This window comes from Pseudoalteromonas sp. CuT4-3, assembly GCF_035666335.1.
In the GTDB taxonomy this organism is placed as follows: Bacteria; Pseudomonadota; Gammaproteobacteria; order Enterobacterales; family Alteromonadaceae; genus Pseudoalteromonas; species Pseudoalteromonas atlantica.
Genome location: NZ_CP142030.1, coordinates 2601776 through 2618844, shown reverse-complemented (window position 1 = coordinate 2618844; position 17069 = coordinate 2601776). Strand labels below are relative to the sequence as shown.

At 42.5% G+C, this 17069-nt stretch carries 18 protein-coding genes; 17 read left to right on the top strand and 1 reads right to left on the bottom strand.

Annotated features, from left to right (window positions below):
* Window positions 1–277: 277 nt before the first annotated feature.
* Window positions 278–871, bottom strand: coding sequence for a DNA-3-methyladenine glycosylase I (locus tag VOI46_RS12055; RefSeq protein ID WP_324738037.1), 594 nt, complete (start codon window positions 869–871; stop codon window positions 278–280).
* 132 nt (window positions 872–1003) lie between these two features.
* Here VOI46_RS12055 and VOI46_RS12050 point away from each other — a divergent pair, with 132 nt between their 5' ends.
* The 17 genes from VOI46_RS12050 to flhB all read left to right on the top strand — a co-directional run bounded on the left by VOI46_RS12050 (window position 1004) and on the right by flhB (window position 16972).
* Window positions 1004–2116, top strand: a complete 1113-nt coding sequence (locus VOI46_RS12050; protein WP_324738036.1) for an ATP-binding protein — start codon at window positions 1004–1006, stop codon at window positions 2114–2116.
* The gene (locus VOI46_RS12045; RefSeq protein ID WP_324738035.1) at window positions 2113–3537 is read left to right on the top strand and encodes a sigma-54 dependent transcriptional regulator; all 1425 of its coding nucleotides are present in this window, start codon (window positions 2113–2115) and stop codon (window positions 3535–3537) included. The genes VOI46_RS12050 and VOI46_RS12045 overlap by 4 nt, the downstream gene beginning before the upstream one ends.
* 171 nt (window positions 3538–3708) lie before the next feature.
* Entirely contained in the window at window positions 3709–4041 is a 333-nt protein-coding gene (fliE, locus tag VOI46_RS12040; protein WP_004588289.1) for a flagellar hook-basal body complex protein FliE, read from the top strand.
* 20 nt (window positions 4042–4061) lie between these two features.
* Entirely contained in the window at window positions 4062–5777 is a 1716-nt protein-coding gene (fliF, locus tag VOI46_RS12035; RefSeq protein WP_004588290.1) for a flagellar basal-body MS-ring/collar protein FliF, read from the top strand.
* On the top strand, window positions 5770–6810 hold the full coding sequence (fliG, locus tag VOI46_RS12030) for a flagellar motor switch protein FliG (RefSeq protein ID WP_004588291.1): 1041 nt from the start codon (window positions 5770–5772) through the stop codon (window positions 6808–6810). Before fliF ends, fliG begins: the two co-directional genes overlap by 8 nt.
* Before the next feature lie 3 nt (window positions 6811–6813).
* On the top strand, window positions 6814–7623 hold the full coding sequence (gene fliH / locus VOI46_RS12025; RefSeq protein ID WP_064386715.1) for a flagellar assembly protein FliH: 810 nt from the start codon (window positions 6814–6816) through the stop codon (window positions 7621–7623).
* Window positions 7624–7641: 18 nt separating this feature from the next.
* Window positions 7642–8976 (top strand): flagellar protein export ATPase FliI, encoded by a 1335-nt coding sequence (gene fliI / locus VOI46_RS12020; protein ID WP_054982998.1) that lies wholly within the window; start codon window positions 7642–7644, stop codon window positions 8974–8976.
* Window positions 8976–9422 (top strand): flagellar export protein FliJ, encoded by a 447-nt coding sequence (gene fliJ, locus VOI46_RS12015; RefSeq protein ID WP_324738034.1) that lies wholly within the window; start codon window positions 8976–8978, stop codon window positions 9420–9422. The genes fliI and fliJ overlap by 1 nt, the downstream gene beginning before the upstream one ends.
* An 89-nt stretch (window positions 9423–9511) precedes the next feature.
* On the top strand, window positions 9512–11497 hold the full coding sequence (locus VOI46_RS12010; RefSeq protein ID WP_324738033.1) for a flagellar hook-length control protein FliK: 1986 nt from the start codon (window positions 9512–9514) through the stop codon (window positions 11495–11497).
* A 57-nt stretch (window positions 11498–11554) separates the two neighbouring features.
* A complete protein-coding gene (gene fliL / locus VOI46_RS12005; protein WP_004588296.1) occupies window positions 11555–12088 on the top strand; it encodes a flagellar basal body-associated protein FliL in 534 nt (177 codons plus the stop codon).
* Between the two features lie 9 nt (window positions 12089–12097).
* Window positions 12098–13189, top strand: a complete 1092-nt coding sequence (fliM, locus tag VOI46_RS12000) for a flagellar motor switch protein FliM (RefSeq protein ID WP_004588297.1) — start codon at window positions 12098–12100, stop codon at window positions 13187–13189.
* A 20-nt stretch (window positions 13190–13209) separates the two neighbouring features.
* Window positions 13210–13608: a flagellar motor switch protein FliN gene (gene fliN, locus VOI46_RS11995; protein WP_004588298.1), complete on the top strand. Its 399-nt coding sequence runs from the start codon at window positions 13210–13212 to the stop codon at window positions 13606–13608.
* Window positions 13605–13988 (top strand): flagellar biosynthetic protein FliO, encoded by a 384-nt coding sequence (fliO, locus tag VOI46_RS11990; protein WP_004588299.1) that lies wholly within the window; start codon window positions 13605–13607, stop codon window positions 13986–13988. Before fliN ends, fliO begins: the two co-directional genes overlap by 4 nt.
* Before the next feature lie 4 nt (window positions 13989–13992).
* A complete protein-coding gene (gene fliP / locus VOI46_RS11985; protein ID WP_004588300.1) occupies window positions 13993–14736 on the top strand; it encodes a flagellar type III secretion system pore protein FliP in 744 nt (247 codons plus the stop codon).
* A 42-nt stretch (window positions 14737–14778) separates the two neighbouring features.
* A complete protein-coding gene (gene fliQ, locus VOI46_RS11980; protein ID WP_004588301.1) occupies window positions 14779–15048 on the top strand; it encodes a flagellar biosynthesis protein FliQ in 270 nt (89 codons plus the stop codon).
* 2 nt (window positions 15049–15050) lie between these two features.
* The gene (gene fliR, locus VOI46_RS11975) at window positions 15051–15830 is read left to right on the top strand and encodes a flagellar biosynthetic protein FliR (protein ID WP_004588302.1); all 780 of its coding nucleotides are present in this window, start codon (window positions 15051–15053) and stop codon (window positions 15828–15830) included.
* 8 nt (window positions 15831–15838) lie between these two features.
* A complete protein-coding gene (gene flhB / locus VOI46_RS11970; RefSeq protein WP_324738032.1) occupies window positions 15839–16972 on the top strand; it encodes a flagellar biosynthesis protein FlhB in 1134 nt (377 codons plus the stop codon).
* Window positions 16973–17069: the final 97 nt, after the last annotated feature.

Genomic DNA, 17069 nt, shown 5'->3' with positions numbered 1-17069 from the left:
AAATGGTGAAAGACTTTTCGTTATTTATTATTCATTTTTGAGGAGTTAATTTACGGGCTTTGCCCGTCACGCAAGCAAGCTTCGCGCTATAAGAAAAACGTAAACTTTGGCGGTAGACGCGAAGCTTGCTCGCGTAAAAAGCGCAGCTTTTAATTACTTAGCCCACCCAAAAAACGAGATCAAATGAGAAACCACAATTAACTTACACGTTACTTCTCTAAAGCGAAGCGTCTCTTCACCTTTTTAAGAACAGATCACTTTTATGGTGATAAATCACTTATTCACCAAAAGCCTTTATAATTTCTTCTTTTCTAAAACAATCATTACTATGATCGTTTACCATGCCACAGGCCTGCATATGTGCGTATACCGTTGTAGGGCCCAAAAATTTAAAACCTCGTTTTTTTAAATCCTTTGCAAACGCTTTTGACTCCTCGGTAATTGCAGGGGTGTCTTCAACACTATTTAAATCACTAATAATTGGTTTATTGCCCACAAATCGCCATTGGTAATTACTAAAGCTGCCAAATTCTTTTTGAATCTCAATAAACCGTTGAGCATTATTAACGGTGGCAGCAATTTTTAAGCGGTTACGCACTATGCTCTCATCTTGCATTAGCCGTTCTATATCATCGGCTGTAAAGTTAGCCACTTTTTGCACATTAAAATTAGTAAATGCTTTTTTATAGCCTGCGCGCTTTTTTAAAATGGTGTACCAACTTAAGCCCGCTTGCGCCGACTCGAGAGTAATAAATTCAAATAATTTCGTGTCGTCATAAAGGGGGACTCCCCATTCTTCATCATGGTATTTCACATAATCAGGCTTTGTGGCGTCGAGCCATGCACAACGGCATTTATTTTGCTCACTCATTATTATTCCTTTTAGTGTGCGTCATTTTTTTGTTACGCGATATTGTAAGGTAACTAAATGAAAAATATATAAAATAATATTGGTATAAATTGTGCATTTAGCCCTATATCTACATCATTAAGAGATTTGATTATGGCCCTTGCGAGTGTACTTAAACCACAGTTTATTACTGCAAAGCAGTATAACCCATGTTTACTTCAAGAAGAGTACATTGGTGAATTAAGTGATTTAAGACAGCAGGCAAGTTGGCTGTCGCATTTAGTTGATACCATGCCTGCGGGTGTTGTAGTGCTTGATGGCAAAGGGCTTATTGCAAAAGCCAATCAAATAGCGATTGATATGTTAGGCGAGCCGCTCGAAGGAGAGAAGTGGTTTAACATTATTCAGCGCTCTTTTCGTCCCCACCAAGATGATGGGCACGAAGTGTCGCTTAAAGATGGGCGACTTATAAAGCTTGATATTACTGCGCTAGCGCCAGAGCCTGGGCAATTAATATTAATGACAGATTTAACAGAAACGCGCCGTTTGCAAAAGCGCGTAGCCCATATGCAACGTTTGAGTGCGCTTGGTAAAATGGTGGCATCGCTTGCGCACCAAGTGCGTACACCGCTTTCGGCGGCTATGTTATACGCGGCTAATTTGGGCTCTAAAAAGCTACCAGAGTCATCACGGGATAACTTTCAAACTAAATTAATGTCGCGATTAAAAGACTTAGAAACCCAAGTTAACGATATGCTGCTTTTTGCTAAAAGCGGCGAGCAACAAGTGGTTGAACAGGTTTCTATGCAGCAGCTTTTAAACGAGGTAAAACTAGGTGCCGATGCAATGGTGGCCTTAAATAACAGCTCACTTGTTGTTGAGCTACCAGAACCAGACATAGAAATTACCGGTAATAAAACCGCGCTGGCCAGTGCTATTCAAAACCTTATTCACAATAGTATTCAAATTATTGGCAGCCAAGCCCAGGTGACATTAAAAGCGCAGCGCGATAGCAGCGAACCCGATACCGTGCGTATTAGCGTATGCGATAACGGCCCTGGTGTAGACTTGAGCCAAATAGAGAAAATTTTTGAACCGTTTTATACCACAAAAAGCCAAGGTACAGGGCTTGGGCTTGCTGTTGTAAGCTCTGTGGCTAATGCGCATCAAGGACGTGTTGAAGTGGTTAATAATGCCAATGGTGGTGCATGTTTTAGTCTATTGCTGCCCATATGCACGGCCTCAACGCAGGAGAAAACAGCATGAGTAATACAATACTAGTGGTTGAAGATGATGCAGGTTTAAGAGAAGCACTCATAGACACGTTAGAGATGTCGGGTATTGCCTGTGTTGCAGCCGATAGTGCTGAGCAAGCCATGATCCAATTAAAAAAATCTGAGTTTTCATTAGTGGTCAGCGACGTGCAAATGGGCGCGATGAGCGGCCTAGATTTACTTAGAAGCATTAAGCTTAACTACCCAGATCTCCCCGTATTAATGATGACTGCCTATGCAACGATTGATGATGCAGTAGAGGCAATGCGCTTAGGCGCAATTGATTATATGGCTAAACCATTTGCCCCTGAGGTGCTTTTAAATATGGTTAGTCGGTATTTACCCGAAAAACCAAAAGACACTGACGGCCCAATTGTTGCCGACCCTAGCAGTATTGCGCTTTTAGAACTGGCGAGCAAAGTGGCGCGCTCAGATGCAAGTGTTATGGTGCTAGGCCCTAGTGGCTCTGGTAAAGAAGTGTTAGCGCGATACATTCACGATAAATCAAACCGATGCGATGCGCCTTTTGTGGCAATAAACTGTGCGGCTATTCCCGAAAACATGCTTGAAGCCACTTTATTTGGCTACGAAAAAGGCGCGTTTACCGGTGCAATACAAGCATGCCCAGGTAAGTTTGAACAAGCCCAAGGCGGCACCATATTACTTGATGAAATAACCGAAATGGACTTAGGGCTGCAAGCTAAGCTATTACGGGTATTGCAAGAGCGTGAAGTTGAGCGTTTAGGTGCCCGTAAAACAATTTCACTCGATGTAAGAGTACTCGCCACCAGTAACCGCGACCTAAAAGAAGCCGTTGCAGATAACCAATTTAGAGAAGACTTATATTATCGCTTAAATGTATTCCCCCTAATGTGGCGACCGCTCTGTGAGCGTCCAGGGGATATAATTGTATTGGCTAAGCATTTAATAGAGCGCCATTTAGTTAAAAGTAAAGAGCCGCTAGCAACGCTTGATAGTGCCGCTGAGCAAAAATTACTAAGCCATGCATGGCCTGGTAATGTACGCGAGCTTGATAACGTAATTCAACGTGCGCTTATTTTGCGAACGGGCAATGTAATTGGCGAACAGGCTATTTTTATTGAAAACTTAGTGCAAGCGCCAATTAACAGTACGCCTAAACAGGAGGTAGCGGCTGAACCAGCGAACACTCCCAGTGGCGCGTATTATGATGACAAAATAACGCCTGCAGAGGCGAGTAGCTCTCTGCCTAGTGTTGATACTGGCAGCTATAAAGATGAGCTAAAAGATAAAGAGCATAAAATAATATTAGAAACCCTAGCGCGCTGCCAAGGCAAACGTAAAGATGTTGCACAAACACTTGGGATCAGTCCGCGTACTTTACGTTATAAACTAGCGCAAATGCGCGATTTAGGTATTTCGCTGCCCGCATAACTTTATCCCTTTCTTCTATATAACCCTAAACTAACCACGCTTAGTTTAGGGTTGTCAAATCTCTGACTCTCAAAATAATAGTTAACCTCATGTAATTAAGGGTTTATTTTTATGGCACACTTTGTGCTTTATTCCCTTTATGAACGTTAACTGCATTTGCCAGAGAAAATTATGAAAATTCAAAACAGCGCGCTATTTCAAGAAATGCAATCAATGGCTTTAGAAGCAGGCCATACAAATCAAATCAATAAGCTACCTACTCAAGCTCAGCCAACATCGTCTGCTCAATTTGGTGACTTACTAAGTGATGCATTAAACACGGTTAATGGCTTACAACAAGATGCTAAACAAAAAGTAGTGGCTGTTGAAATGGGTGATAGAAGTGTATCGCTTGCTGAGGCAATGATTGCCTCACAAAAATCGTCAGTGGCATTTGAGGCTACAGTACAAGTAAGAAATAAACTTGTTGAGTCATACCAAGAAATTATGAACATGCCTGTTTAAGTAGGTAGTGGAGAATTATTGTGGCGCAATCTAATCAATCAACAGATCTTGCTCTTGCTGGCGGCGGTATTGACCAAAGCGAAGATAACGAGCAACAAGAACAAAAGTCGGGCTACTTAAGCGCCTTAAATGGTGTTGATGTGCTTCGCCAAGTCACCCTTATTATTGCGCTGGCTATTTGTTTAGCTATTGCCATATTTGTGATTATTTGGGCACGTCAGCCAGACATGCGTCCGCTGGGTAAAATGCCAACAGAAGAGCTGATCCAAACCCTTGATTTTTTAGATGCACAAAAAATTGACTACGAACTAGACGGCAACGTGATTTCGGTTGATGAAAGCGAGTATCAAAACATTAAATTGCTGATGGCCCGTGAAGGCCTTGAGCAAGGTCCTACTTCAGGCACCGACATCATAATGCAAGATATGGGCTTTGGTGTTAGCCAACGATTAGAGCGTGAACGCTTAAAACACGGCCGCGAACAACAACTTGCCCGCACCATAGAAGAATTAAACAACGTAACACGCGCTAAAGTTTTATTAGCCATTCCAAAAGAAAACGTATTTGCACGCAGAGAGAAAAAGCCATCAGCCACAGTGGTATTGACTCTTAAGCGCGGCAGAATGCTTGATGGCGAAGAGATTGACTCAGTGGTTGATATGATTGCCTCTGCAGTACAAGGGCTTGAGCCTTCACGTGTTACGGTAACAGATCAAAACGGCCGCTTACTTAATTCAGGCTCGCAAGACTCATTAGCAGCACGCTCTCGTAAAGAGTACGACATTGAAAGAAAGCGTGAACAAGAGTATTTAGAAAAAATAGACAGTATTCTTATTCCTGTAGTCGGCTTGGGTAACTACACGGCGCAAGTTGATTTAAACATGGACTTTAGCTCAGTAGAAGAAACACAAAAGCGCTACAACCCAGACTTACCAGCAGTAAGAAGCGAAACCACATTTGAAGAGAACAACATTGGTGGCTTAGCGGTAGGTATCCCTGGGGCACTTACTAATCAGCCACCTATGAATTCAACTATTCCAGAAGTGGCAGGTCAAGGCAATGCTGGTACAGCAACGAACCCAAGCCGAGTGCATAAAGAGGCTACACGTAACTTTGAGCTAGATACCACCATTTCGCATAAGCGCCAACAAACAGGGGTTATTCGCAGAATTAGCGTCTCGGTTGCCGTTGATTATGTGCCAAAAGTAGGTGAAAACGGCGAAACAACCATGGCGCCGCGCTCGGTAGAGGCTTTGTCAAATATACGTCGCCTATTACAAGGTGGGGTAGGTTTTGATATGCAACGTGGCGATGCATTAGAGGTGGTAACCGTGCCATTTGTACGCGAAGCAGTTGATTTAGATTTAGAAGTACCGCTGTGGGAGCAGGACTGGTTTATGAAAATCGTCCGCTTAGTACTGGGTGCGCTGGTTATTATTGTGCTTATTATGGCAGTTGTTAAGCCTATGCTTAAACGCTTAATATATCCAGATGATACGCTCGAAGAGTACGATGAAGATGCATTAAGCTCTGGGGTGGATATTGGCGATAGCACGCTAGATATGCTAAATAAAGACTTTGATTCTGCTTCTGTAGGCTTCTCAAGCGATGGTACACTACAGCTGCCAGATTTACATGGCGACGAAGATTTGCTTAAAGCGGTAAGAGCACTTGTAGCGAACGAACCTGAACTCTCATCACAAGTAGTGAAAGCGTGGTTAACAGAAGATGACTGATCAAGAACAAAAACAACTCCCGCCAGCGTTTGATGTTGACAAGTTAGATGGCGTAGATAAAGCCGCGATTCTTTTATTGAGCTTATCTGAAGAAGACGCAGCGCAAATACTTAAACACTTAGAGCCTAAGCAAGTGCAAAAAGTGGGTATGGCAATGGCTGCGCTAGATGACTTGTCACAATCTAAAATAAGCGCAGTTCACAATTTATTTATAGAACAAATACAAAGCTTTAGTACAATTGGCTTCCAGTCAGAAGACTTTATTAAAAAGGCGCTTACCGCCGCATTAGGTGAAGATAAAGCAGCTAGTTTGATAGACCAAATTGTAATGGGCTCGGGCGCAAAAGGCTTAGATTCACTTAAATGGATGGACTCAAAGCAAGTTGCCAATATTATTCGTAATGAGCACCCGCAAATTCAAACTATTGTTTTATCGTATTTAGAGCCTGAGCAATCTGCAGAAATCCTAGCGCAATTTCCTGAAAAAGTGCGCCTAGATTTAACTATGCGTATTGCGAACCTTGAAGAAGTGCAACCTGCAGCATTGCAAGAACTTAACGAAATTATGGAAAAACAATTTGCCGGCCAAGCAGGCGCACAAGCCGCTAAAATGGGTGGCTTAAAAGCCGCGGCAGATATAATGAACTACCTAGATACAAATGTAGAAGGGCAGTTGATGGACTCTATTCGTGAACACGATGAAGAAATGTCTCAGCAAATTCAAGATCTTATGTTTGTGTTTGAAAACCTTATGGATGTGGATGACCGCGGTATTCAAGCCATATTGCGTGAAGTACAGCAAGACGTACTAATGAAAGCAATTAAAGGGACTGACGAAGCGCTTAAAGATAAAATTTTGGGTAATATGTCTAAACGTGCAGCCGAAATGCTTGCCGATGACTTAGAAGCAATGGCACCAGTTAGAATAAGTGAAGTAGAAGCTGCCCAAAAAGAAGTGCTTTCTACAGCAAGGCGTCTATCTGACTCGGGTGAGATTCAGTTAGGCGGCGGCGGTGGCGAGGAGTTCCTGTAAGCTATGTCTAAATTAAAAGGTCGCCCTTTACATGCAGATGAAGCTGATGAGCTTTTAAAAAACTGGCCAATACCTGATGTTGCTCCTGATGAGCGCAGTTTTGGCAATCGTTCAACGGCTTTTGGCACACCACTTTCTGATTTGTATAAAAAAGAAGTTGAAGAAGAAGCTGTAGAAGACACTCAGCCGCAAGAGCCTGAACTGCCTTCGTTAACTATGGCTGAGCTTGAGCGCATTAGGCAAGATGCTTATGAGGAAGGCTTAAAGCAAGGGCACGAACAAGGCTACATAGATGGCTTTGAAAAAGGGGTTGGTGAGGGCAAAGAAGCAGGCTATAAAGAAGGCGTAGAGCTTGGTAAAACACAAGGCCAAGAAGACGTAAAGCCGTTAATAGAAGAGCAGTTAACCAGCTTGCGTAGCATAATCGACAACCTCAGCGCTCCGCTTGATAAAGTGGACGAACTGGCAGAAAAGCACTTAGTGCAATTAGCGGTTATGTTAGCAGAAGCTATAACCTATCAAGAAATTAAAACATCGCCCGATGTTATTTTACATACGCTTAAAAAAAGCATAGATGCATTAAATACTGAGCAAGAAAAAGTTCGAGTGCATTTAAACCCAGATGACCTAGAGCTGGTAAAGCAAAGCTATGGTGAGCAAACTATTGCAGATAATAATTGGCAGCTAATTGCAGAACCCACACTCGAGCGCGGCGGTTGCGAAGTTAAAACGCCACAATCGTCTTTAGATATGACCCTAAAAACCCGTGTCAAAGAAACGTTGGATAGCTTTTTGCATAATAGCGGTATCTAATCTTTTTTGTGGCGTGTTATGGCAGCTCAACGTGCACCTCTAAGCGAACGCTTAAATCAATACCAACAACATATTGCAGCGTTTAAACCTGCTGTAGCGGGTATTTTAACCCGCGTAGTCGGTTTAACCCTTGAGGCGAAAGGGCTACGTGCGCCTGTAGGCAGCCAATGCAAAATAGAAACTATGTCGGGCTTTGTAGATGCTGAGGTAGTGGGTTTTAGTGAGCAAACCCTTTACTTAATGCCTAATGACCACATTTCCGGTGTGTTACCCGGTGCGCGTGTTATTCCACAAGTAAATGATACCGGCTTGCCCGTAGGTATGAGCCTTCTGGGCCGCGTTGTGGATGGCTTAGGCCGCCCGCTTGACGGCCTGGGGAAAATTAACGCCGAACACTATTTAAAGTTTGCACAAAACCCCATAAACCCCCTCGCTAGAAGACCAATCAGCCAACCTATGGATGTAGGTGTACGGGCTATAAACTCAGTTATTACTGTAGGGCAAGGCCAGCGTATGGGCTTGTTTGCAGGCTCTGGTGTAGGTAAATCGGTCCTCTTAGGTATGATGACCCGCGGCAGTGAAGCCGATGTTATTGTGGTTGGCCTAGTGGGTGAGCGTGGCCGTGAGGTAAAAGAATTTATTGAAGAGATACTCGGTGTAGAAGGGCGCAAACGCTCTGTTGTGGTAGCTGCTCCTGCTGATGCATCGCCCCTTATGCGCTTAAAAGGCTGTGAAAGTGCGGTGACCATTGCTGAGTACTTTCGTGATCAAGGTTTAAACGTATTGTTATTGCTTGATTCAGTAACCCGTTACGCCATGGCGCAACGCGAAATAGCGCTAGCGGTTGGCGAACCTCCTGCAACAAAAGGGTATCCGCCTTCTGTATTTGCTAAATTACCGGCGCTGGTGGAGCGAGCGGGTAATGGCGGCGAAGGGCAAGGGTCTATCACTGCGTTTTTTACAGTGCTTAGTGAGGGCGATGATATGCAAGACCCAATAGCCGATGCTGCACGTGCTATTTTAGATGGGCATATTGTACTTTCTCGAGATTTAGCCGATAGCGGTCATTATCCCGCGATAGATATCGAAAAATCAATTTCTCGTGTTATGCCGCAAGTGGTGTCTGAGCCTCATATGCAGCAGGCCCGCGTATTAAAACAAGTGTATTCAATGTATCAGCAAAATAAAGATATGATCACCTTAGGTGCGTATCAAAAAGGGGCTGACCAAATGCTTGATCAAGCTATAAATATGATGCCGCGCGTCAATGCGTTTTTACAGCAAGGTATGCGCGATGTCATAAGTTACGACGATGGTTTACATGGCCTAGCCCAATTACTAGGACAAGCATAATGGCAAAAAATAAGCTCGATTTGCTGCTTAAGCTCGAAAACGACAAAGAAGAAAATCTGCGCATGAGCTACTTACAAGCCAATCAAAATTTACAAGCTAACCAACAAAAGCTGCAAGGGTTAAATAACTTTAGATTAGAATACTCTCAGCAATTACATGTGAAAGGAAAGTCCGGTTTATCAAGCGCGGGCTTTGGCCAGTACCATGCCTTTATAGCAAAAATTGAAGAAGCGATTCGTCAGCAAGCCAGTACGGTCAATACCGCAAAGCAAGTTGTAACACAGCGTAAAGCTTTGTGGTTAAAGCAGCAGGTAAAAGCAAAAGCCGTAGCAAAATTAATTGAAAAACAAAACCTAAAAGAAGCAGCGTTAATGGCAAAGAGTGAGCAAAAAATGCTGGACGAGTTTTCTGCTAATCAATTTTTTCAGCGCCGTAAAAGTTTATAACTCTGGCGCGTTTATTGCTTTATTGGTAGGTGGTAATTAATTTTGGCAAAGTGCGGTGGCAACTTGCCGCAGTGCTGTGTAGGTGAATTATGGCAATAAACGATATTTCAATGTTGGCAACAGCTGAAAAAGACTCTTTTTTAGCATTTAAAGACAATAACTTACCTGCAGGTAACGAATCTGGTGATGCTTTTTTAAGCCAGCTACAAGATGCAGACAAACCCTTTGTATTGCCTGCTAATTCTGAGGCTACTAGCCAAACAGGCTCTTTGTTGCCAACAGATGATAAGCAGCTAGCCAATAGCAAAAAATCGACAGCTTCATCAAGTGATGACACGCAAGATACGTTATTATCTGGCGATAGCGTTTTAGCACAAATAAACTCCTCGCAAGTGATTGACGTAAGTGTAAAAAAACACGGCAGTAGCGATAATGATTTTAGCGATTTAAGTGCTAAAAAGAGTGATAAAAGTGTCAACTTTTTAGCTTCGCAATTAGGTGAAACTGATGAAGCAGATGCCATAACGACTAAAGCCGATGATACTCTTTTAGCTGATGTTAATAGCAACGGCAAAAAAAGCGCGTTTATGAGCGCCGAGCTTGAAACTAAAGCAGCTAAGCAAAGCGCTGGAGAAAATTTAGCCCCGTCTTTAAAAAATGAGAGCCTAGCAAGTAGTGCCGCTAAAAATCCAATAGCAGAAGCGGTGCAAACACAAATTAATAAAACTAATAGCAGTGCAGCCTCTGTAAATAATGAAGGTAAAGGTGCTGAGAATACAAAAGCGCCAGGCACTGTATTAAATGCTGAAAGTGCGCTGCCTATAAGCGATGCAGACATAGAGCAATTAGCCAAAGAACTGACTCGTTCATCTACGCAATCAGAGCTATCAACTACATCTAAAGTACTCAACTCATTAAGCGAAACGCAACGTGCACAATTAAACGAGCACGTTAAAAGCTCATTTACTGAAACCACGCCAAGTGAAGGTGATAATCGTGCAAGCTCCGTTAAACAATTACTGACAGAATTTGTCGTACAAAACGAAAAAGAGACAAGCACGCGCGGTGAGCTAGTTCAATCTCAGTTAAAAAACTTAAATAGCGATGAAAAGCAGGCGCTACTTAGCCAATTAAAAAGCTATGTGAGTAACGAGCAACCAACAGGTGATACGCTCAAAAAAGTAAATGAAACAATAAGCAACTTACAAACTATGCTTGATACGCAGCTTAGTGAGAGCAAAGCGCAAAGTGTGTCGAGCTCTGCAAATGCGGCTTTAAATGCGCAGCAAGCCAGTAATGCTGCAATGAATGCGAATACACCGCAAAATAAAGCCATGATTAATGCAGAAGCACCCTCTAGTATTGAGCAGGACGGTGTAAATCCAGATGAGTTCAACGCCCTAGAGGCCGAGCAGGAAAGCTTACTTAAAGAGCCTAAAACAAATACTGGTTTATCGCGTGTAGCTCAGGTGTTTACGTTGATAACCGATGGCATTAATAACACGCAGGCACAAATAAATACTCAGTACGACAACGCTCGTTATGAGCAGTCTATTTTAGAGAGCCAAGCTATACAGTCGCAGCAATTACAAAGCAGCACCGCGCAGGTTAAGCAGGTAAATATAGATGCAAGCATGATGCAGGCTATTAATATTGTTAAAAGTGATGCAGCTAAAATGCTTCAAGAGCGTGTATCTTCAATGCTAAGCATTAGCAATAAAGAAGCTGAAATTCGCTTAGATCCGCCAGAAATGGGCAGTATGCAAATTCGTATCAGAAGTGATGCTGAACAAGCACAAATAAATTTTGTAGTGCAAAACCAGCAAGCTAAAGAAGCACTTGAACAATCAATGCCGCGCTTACGTGAAATGTTAGCCGAGCAGGGAATTGATTTAGGTGAAAGTACGATTTCTTACGGGCAATCTGGTAATGAGCAAAGCGATGAAGGCGAGGGGCAATCACAAGGTCAAACGGCTAATAAAAATACACAGCAGGATAAAAATGATGAGCAAGATGGAGCTAACCCACAAAGTTCTCGACAACAAACTTCATCATCAATAGATTACTATGCCTAAGTACTGCTATTATAATAACTAAAACAAGCAAGTACCTTTGCTAAAAAAGGAATCACAATGGCCGAAGAAACAAGTTTAGAAATAGAAGAAACCGGTAAAAGCAAAAAAAAGCTGATCATAATCATAGTGGCAGTACTGCTTGTTGTTGGCGGTGGTGCAGGCTATTTTTTTATGGCGGGCGATGATGCACCCGTTGAAACATTAGATGAAGAAACAACAACCGCAGCGCAAAGCGACTCGGCTACACCTTCAGGCTCTTCAGCTGAAATGGGCAGTGCCTTGTATGTTGCTATGCCAAGACCCTTTGTGTTTAATGTACCTGGGTCAAGCAGAGATAGAATTGTACAAATAAAAGTGCAATTACTTGTGCGTGGCGATGTAAATGAAGAAACCGCTAAAAAGCACATCCCACTGATTGAAGGCACCTTGTTAAGCGTGTTTTCAACCACTACAGCTGATGAGCTCAGCACCAGTGCAGGCAAAGAAACATTACGCTTTACTGCGCTTGAAAAAGTGCAAGCTGCGCTAAATGATGTTGAAGGCACTAAAGTAATTGAGCGGGTATTGTTTACCGGCTTTGTGATGCAATAAGGGGCTAGCGTGAGCGATTTATTATCCCAAGACGAAATTGATGCACTCTTACACGGCGTTGATGAAGTCGAAGAGGAAGATATACACGAAGGTGAAGACGGCGAAGGCAGTACATTACAGTACGACTTTTCTTCGCAAGATCGGATCGTGCGTGGTCGCATGCCGACCCTGGAAATTGTTAACGAGCGGTTTGCTCGTCATATGCGAATAAGCTTATTTAACATGATGCGCCGCACCGCAGAGGTGTCGATTAATGGCGTACAAATGATTAAATTTGGCGAATACATTCATACCTTATTTGTACCAACAAGTTTAAATATGGTGCGTTTTAGACCGCTAAAAGGCACTGGCCTTATCACCATGGAAGCACGTTTAGTGTTTATTTTGGTAGATAACTTTTTTGGTGGTGACGGGCGTTACCATGCCAAAATTGAAGGCCGCGAATTTACCCCTACCGAACGTCGAATCGTGCAAATGCTACTAAAAATTATCTTTGAAGATTACAAAGAAGCATGGGCGCCGGTTATGGACGTGTCGTTTGAATACCTCGATTCAGAAGTAAACCCAGCAATGGCTAACATTGTGAGCCCTACTGAGGTTGTGGTTATTAGCTCTTTTCATATTGAATTAGATGGCGGTGGCGGCGATTTTCACATCGCTCTGCCGTATTCAATGCTTGAACCCATTAGAGAGCTATTAGATGCGGGTGTACAATCGGATACAGAAGACACCGATTTGCGCTGGAGCAAAGCTTTACGCGATGAAATTATGGACGTTGAGGTTGATATGTCGACTCAACTTCTTGAGGTGGATTTGTCTCTTAAACAAATAATGGAACTTAAAGCGGGCGATATTATACCGGTAGAAATGCCAGAGCATATTACGGTATTTGTTGAGGAGTTACCTACATTTAGAGCTAAAATGGGTCGTTCTCGCGATAACGTTGCGCTACAAATTAGTGAAAAAATTAAACGCCCTGATTCAGTTAAATCTGAGCTGCATGTATTTACCAAAGGCGGCAAGAAAATTGATTCAGATGCAGAATTAGCAGAACTAGAAGATGATTTACACCTTTCTGACGGTGTAGACTTAGACTGGTAATTGATTAAAAGGTTAAAAGTATGAGCGATGATCAAGACACAATGGACGAATGGGCAGCAGCCCTAGCTGAAGCCGAAGGCGGTGATGAGAGCGCCGAAGCGCATGTAGCAGAGCTTGATGAACTAAGTGATGCTAAACATGAACTTAGCGGTGACGAAAAGCGTAAACTCGATACAATTTTAGATATTCCTGTGACTATTTCTATGGAAGTAGGGCGCTCTAAAATAAATATTCGTAACTTACTGCAGCTAAACCAAGGCTCTGTTGTTGAACTAGACCGTGTAGCCGGTGAACCACTGGATGTATTAGTAAATGGTACGCTCATTGCCCATGGCGAAGTGGTTGTAGTGAATGATAAATTTGGTATTCGTTTAACGGATGTTATTAGCCAGGTAGAGCGGATCAAAAAATTACGATGAGCTCCCTTGCTGCTTTAACAAACTCAGTATTTACAAAGGCAGAAACTTTAACACCTACGGCCGACATTTTGTCTATGGTGTTGTCGTTGGTTGCGGTGCTAGTATTGATTGTAGTGCTGGCATTTTTTGTTAAAAAACTTAACCCAAATTTAGCTAATAGCGAAGAATTTAAAGTGGTACGAAGCTTACCGCTTGGCTCTCGAGAGCGCTTAATGGTGGTTGAAATAGATAATGCACAGCATTTATTAGGGGTCACCCCGCACAGTATTAACTACTTACATAAATTAGACACGCCGTTAAGTGAAAAAGAACTGCCAGAACTTGCTAAGCGATTTAGCAAACTACTAAACCCGCAAACGAATCAAAATAAAAAGAATTAACCCTATGATAAAGTGGCTGCTGATTATTTTAGCTGTGTTATTTGTACCTGCCGCAAGCAGTGCAGAGGGCATAGACGCTCTAACCATTACAACCAATGCCGACGGGACGCAAGATTACTCTGTAACCTTGCAAGTACTGGCAATTATGACGGCGCTGAGCTTTATTCCTGCCGCCATAATTATGATGACTTCGTTTACCCGTATTATTGTTGTACTGGCCATTTTGCGCCAAGCCATTGGTTTACAATCAACACCTTCAAACCAAGTTTTATTAGGGATGTCGCTTTTTTTAAGTATTTTTATTATGGCGCCTATTTATCAGCAAGTTAACGAACGTGCGATAGAACCCTATTTAAATGAACAAGTTACTTCGGTACAAGCATTAGAGCTTGCAAAGGAGCCCATGAAGGCCTTTATGCTCTCGCAGGTACGATTAAAAGACTTAGAAACGTTTGCCAAAATAGCAGGTTATGAGCAGCTTGATTCGCCAGAGGCCACACCGCTTATTGTGTTAATACCTGCATTTGTGACCAGTGAACTACAAACCGCGTTTATCATTGGTTTTATGTTTTTTATACCGTTTTTAATTGTGGATTTAGTGGTTGCCTCGGTGTTAATGGCCATGGGTATGATGATGCTCTCGCCCATGATAGTGTCCTTGCCTTTTAAAATAATGTTATTTGTACTGGTCGATGGCTGGAGCTTAGTAATGGGCACGTTAGCCAAAAGCTTTGGCTTAGGGACATAAACCATGTTTTACATTCGCACTTTTAAACATTAGGAGTACAACATGGAACCAGAAATTTTTGTTGATATTCTTAGCGATGCACTATTTTTAGTTATTAAGCTGGTATCAGCTATTGTGGTACCTGGTTTACTTGTTGGTTTAGTGGTGGCGGTGTTTCAGGCTGCCACCTCTATTAATGAACAAACCCTAAGTTTTTTACCGCGCTTATTAATTACCATTGGGGCACTTATTGTAGGTGGGCATTGGCTTACTCAAGAGCTAATGGACTTTTTTACCCGCCTAGTGTTACTCATTCCTGAAATTGCAGGCTAATTGTGGAATTTCCTTTTTCTGTTGTTATTCAATGGTTAAGTGATTTTTTACTGCCTTTAGTTCGCATCAGCTCTATGATCATGATTATGGCGGGCTTAGGCGCGCAAAACGTACCTACCCGCATTAAAATGGGGCTGGCGGTAGTGGTAACGTTTTTAGTGGTGCCAGCGCTGCCACCTGCAACATTTACTAATTTATTTTCTTTTGAAATGGTGCTGGTGGTTATTCAGCAAATGTTGATAGGTGTTGCGATAGGGTTTGCCTCTACGCTAATGCTAAATACCTTTGTGCTTGCTGGGCAAATACTGGCAATGCAAACCGGTTTGGGCTTTGCCTCTGTTATAGACCCTTCAAATGGTGCGAGTGTGCCTGCAGTTGGCCAGTTTTACTTAATTTTAGCGACCTTGTTATTTTTTGTTTTTAATGGCCATTTAATGATGATTCAAATGGTGGTGCATAGTTTTTCGGTGTTGCCTATAAACGGCCAGTGGTGGGCTGTTGATCATTACTGGGACATAGTAACGTGGGGCAGCTGGATGTTTACCACTGCATTGGTATTGGCTTTAGCCCCCCTAACGGCCATGCTCATTATTAATATTTCATTTGGTATTATGACCCGCGCAGCACCGCAATTAAACATTTTCTCAATAGGTTTTCCGTTTACATTAGTTGCCGGTTTAATGATTATTTGGGCCACCTTGGGTAATTTTGTAACCCAATTTGAGTTTCAGTGGTTAAAAATGATTGAGCTAATGTGTAGCCTTGTTGGCTGTACGGTGTAGGAGGGGCAATGGCTGAAGATTCAGGACAAGAAAAAACAGAAGAACCCACCTCCAAAAAGCTCGAAGATGCTAAAAAGAAAGGTCAAATAGCACGCTCAAAAGAACTAGGTACTATGTTTGTACTTATTTTTTCTGCAATTTCGTTGCTGTTGTATGGGCCCGAAATAGGCAAAGGCTTATACAATATTATGGGCAGGATGCTGTCTTTAAATCGCAGTGAAACCTACGACACCACTAAAATGTTTGCGGTATGGAGTGAGGTGGACAGTGCGCTGCTGTTTCCTATGGCGATGTTTGTTTTAATTATTGTTATTGCAGCATTTATAGGAAATACCTTACTCGGCGGCTTTAATTTTAGTTGGGAAGCTGCGGCACCTAAACCCAGTAAAATGTCGCCAATGAAGGGCTTTAAACGCATGTTTGGCCCACAAGCAGCGATAGAGCTTGTAAAATCTATATTAAAGTTTGCGCTGGTGGCTATTTTTGCGGTGTTTTTGATTCAAACTTTTTTTGATGAAATTTTGCATTTAAGTATTGAAAGCGCACCTAGTAATATAATTCATGCCCTTGAAATACTCTCGTGGATGTTTTTAGGATTGTCGTGCACTTTGGTGATTATTGCCGCAATAGATGCGCCTTATCAGAGTTATAACCACAACAAACAACTTAAAATGACCATGCAGGAGATCAAAGACGAGTACAAAAACTCAGAGGGTGATCCGCAAATTAAAGCGCGCATTAGGCAAACACAAAGGCAAATGTCGCAGCGAAGAATGATGCAAGATGTTCCCGATGCCGACGTAATTGTAACCAACCCTACTCACTATTCTGTAGCGTTAAAATACGATACTGAGCGAGCAGGTGCACCGATTGTACTTGCCAAAGGGATAGATGAAATGGCTATGCAAATTCGTAAAATAGCCAAAGGTAACGAAGTACCGATTGTAGAATCTCCTATGCTTACGAGGGCGCTTTATCATACCGCCGAAATAGGCCAACAGATACCAGATCAGCTATTTACTGCTGTCGCTCAAGTTTTAGCCTATGTATTTCAGCTTAAACGGTTTAAAAAAGGTCGCGGAAAGCGCCCCATCCCTCTTAAATCTAAACTGCCTATTCCGGATGATTTTAAATACGATTAGGGTAAGATGAGCTAACCACACTTTACAGGGGCGCCTTGCCTAAATACCAACACGGGGCTGCAAATACTAATCATAAAGCCCATTCGCTCTTGTCTCT

What these genes read in the sequence shown, in the direction of transcription:
- fliO (WP_004588299.1), top strand. Translation starts at nt 13,605, where the DNA reads ATGAGCTCCCTTGCTGCTTTAACAAACTCAGTATTTACAAAGGCAGAA.
- fliI (WP_054982998.1), top strand. Translation starts at nt 7,642, where the DNA reads ATGGCAGCTCAACGTGCACCTCTAAGCGAACGCTTAAATCAATACCAA.
- fliN (WP_004588298.1), top strand. Translation starts at nt 13,210, where the DNA reads ATGAGCGATGATCAAGACACAATGGACGAATGGGCAGCAGCCCTAGCT.
- fliE (WP_004588289.1), top strand. Translation starts at nt 3,709, where the DNA reads ATGAAAATTCAAAACAGCGCGCTATTTCAAGAAATGCAATCAATGGCT.
- flhB (WP_324738032.1), top strand. Translation starts at nt 15,839, where the DNA reads ATGGCTGAAGATTCAGGACAAGAAAAAACAGAAGAACCCACCTCCAAA.
- fliL (WP_004588296.1), top strand. Translation starts at nt 11,555, where the DNA reads ATGGCCGAAGAAACAAGTTTAGAAATAGAAGAAACCGGTAAAAGCAAA.
- fliP (WP_004588300.1), top strand. Translation starts at nt 13,993, where the DNA reads ATGATAAAGTGGCTGCTGATTATTTTAGCTGTGTTATTTGTACCTGCC.
- fliJ (WP_324738034.1), top strand. Translation starts at nt 8,976, where the DNA reads ATGGCAAAAAATAAGCTCGATTTGCTGCTTAAGCTCGAAAACGACAAA.
- VOI46_RS12055 (WP_324738037.1), bottom strand. Translation starts at nt 871, where the DNA reads ATGAGTGAGCAAAATAAATGCCGTTGTGCATGGCTCGACGCCACAAAG.
- fliG (WP_004588291.1), top strand. Translation starts at nt 5,770, where the DNA reads ATGACTGATCAAGAACAAAAACAACTCCCGCCAGCGTTTGATGTTGAC.
- VOI46_RS12045 (WP_324738035.1), top strand. Translation starts at nt 2,113, where the DNA reads ATGAGTAATACAATACTAGTGGTTGAAGATGATGCAGGTTTAAGAGAA.
- VOI46_RS12010 (WP_324738033.1), top strand. Translation starts at nt 9,512, where the DNA reads ATGGCAATAAACGATATTTCAATGTTGGCAACAGCTGAAAAAGACTCT.
- fliQ (WP_004588301.1), top strand. Translation starts at nt 14,779, where the DNA reads ATGGAACCAGAAATTTTTGTTGATATTCTTAGCGATGCACTATTTTTA.
- fliH (WP_064386715.1), top strand. Translation starts at nt 6,814, where the DNA reads ATGTCTAAATTAAAAGGTCGCCCTTTACATGCAGATGAAGCTGATGAG.
- VOI46_RS12050 (WP_324738036.1), top strand. Translation starts at nt 1,004, where the DNA reads ATGGCCCTTGCGAGTGTACTTAAACCACAGTTTATTACTGCAAAGCAG.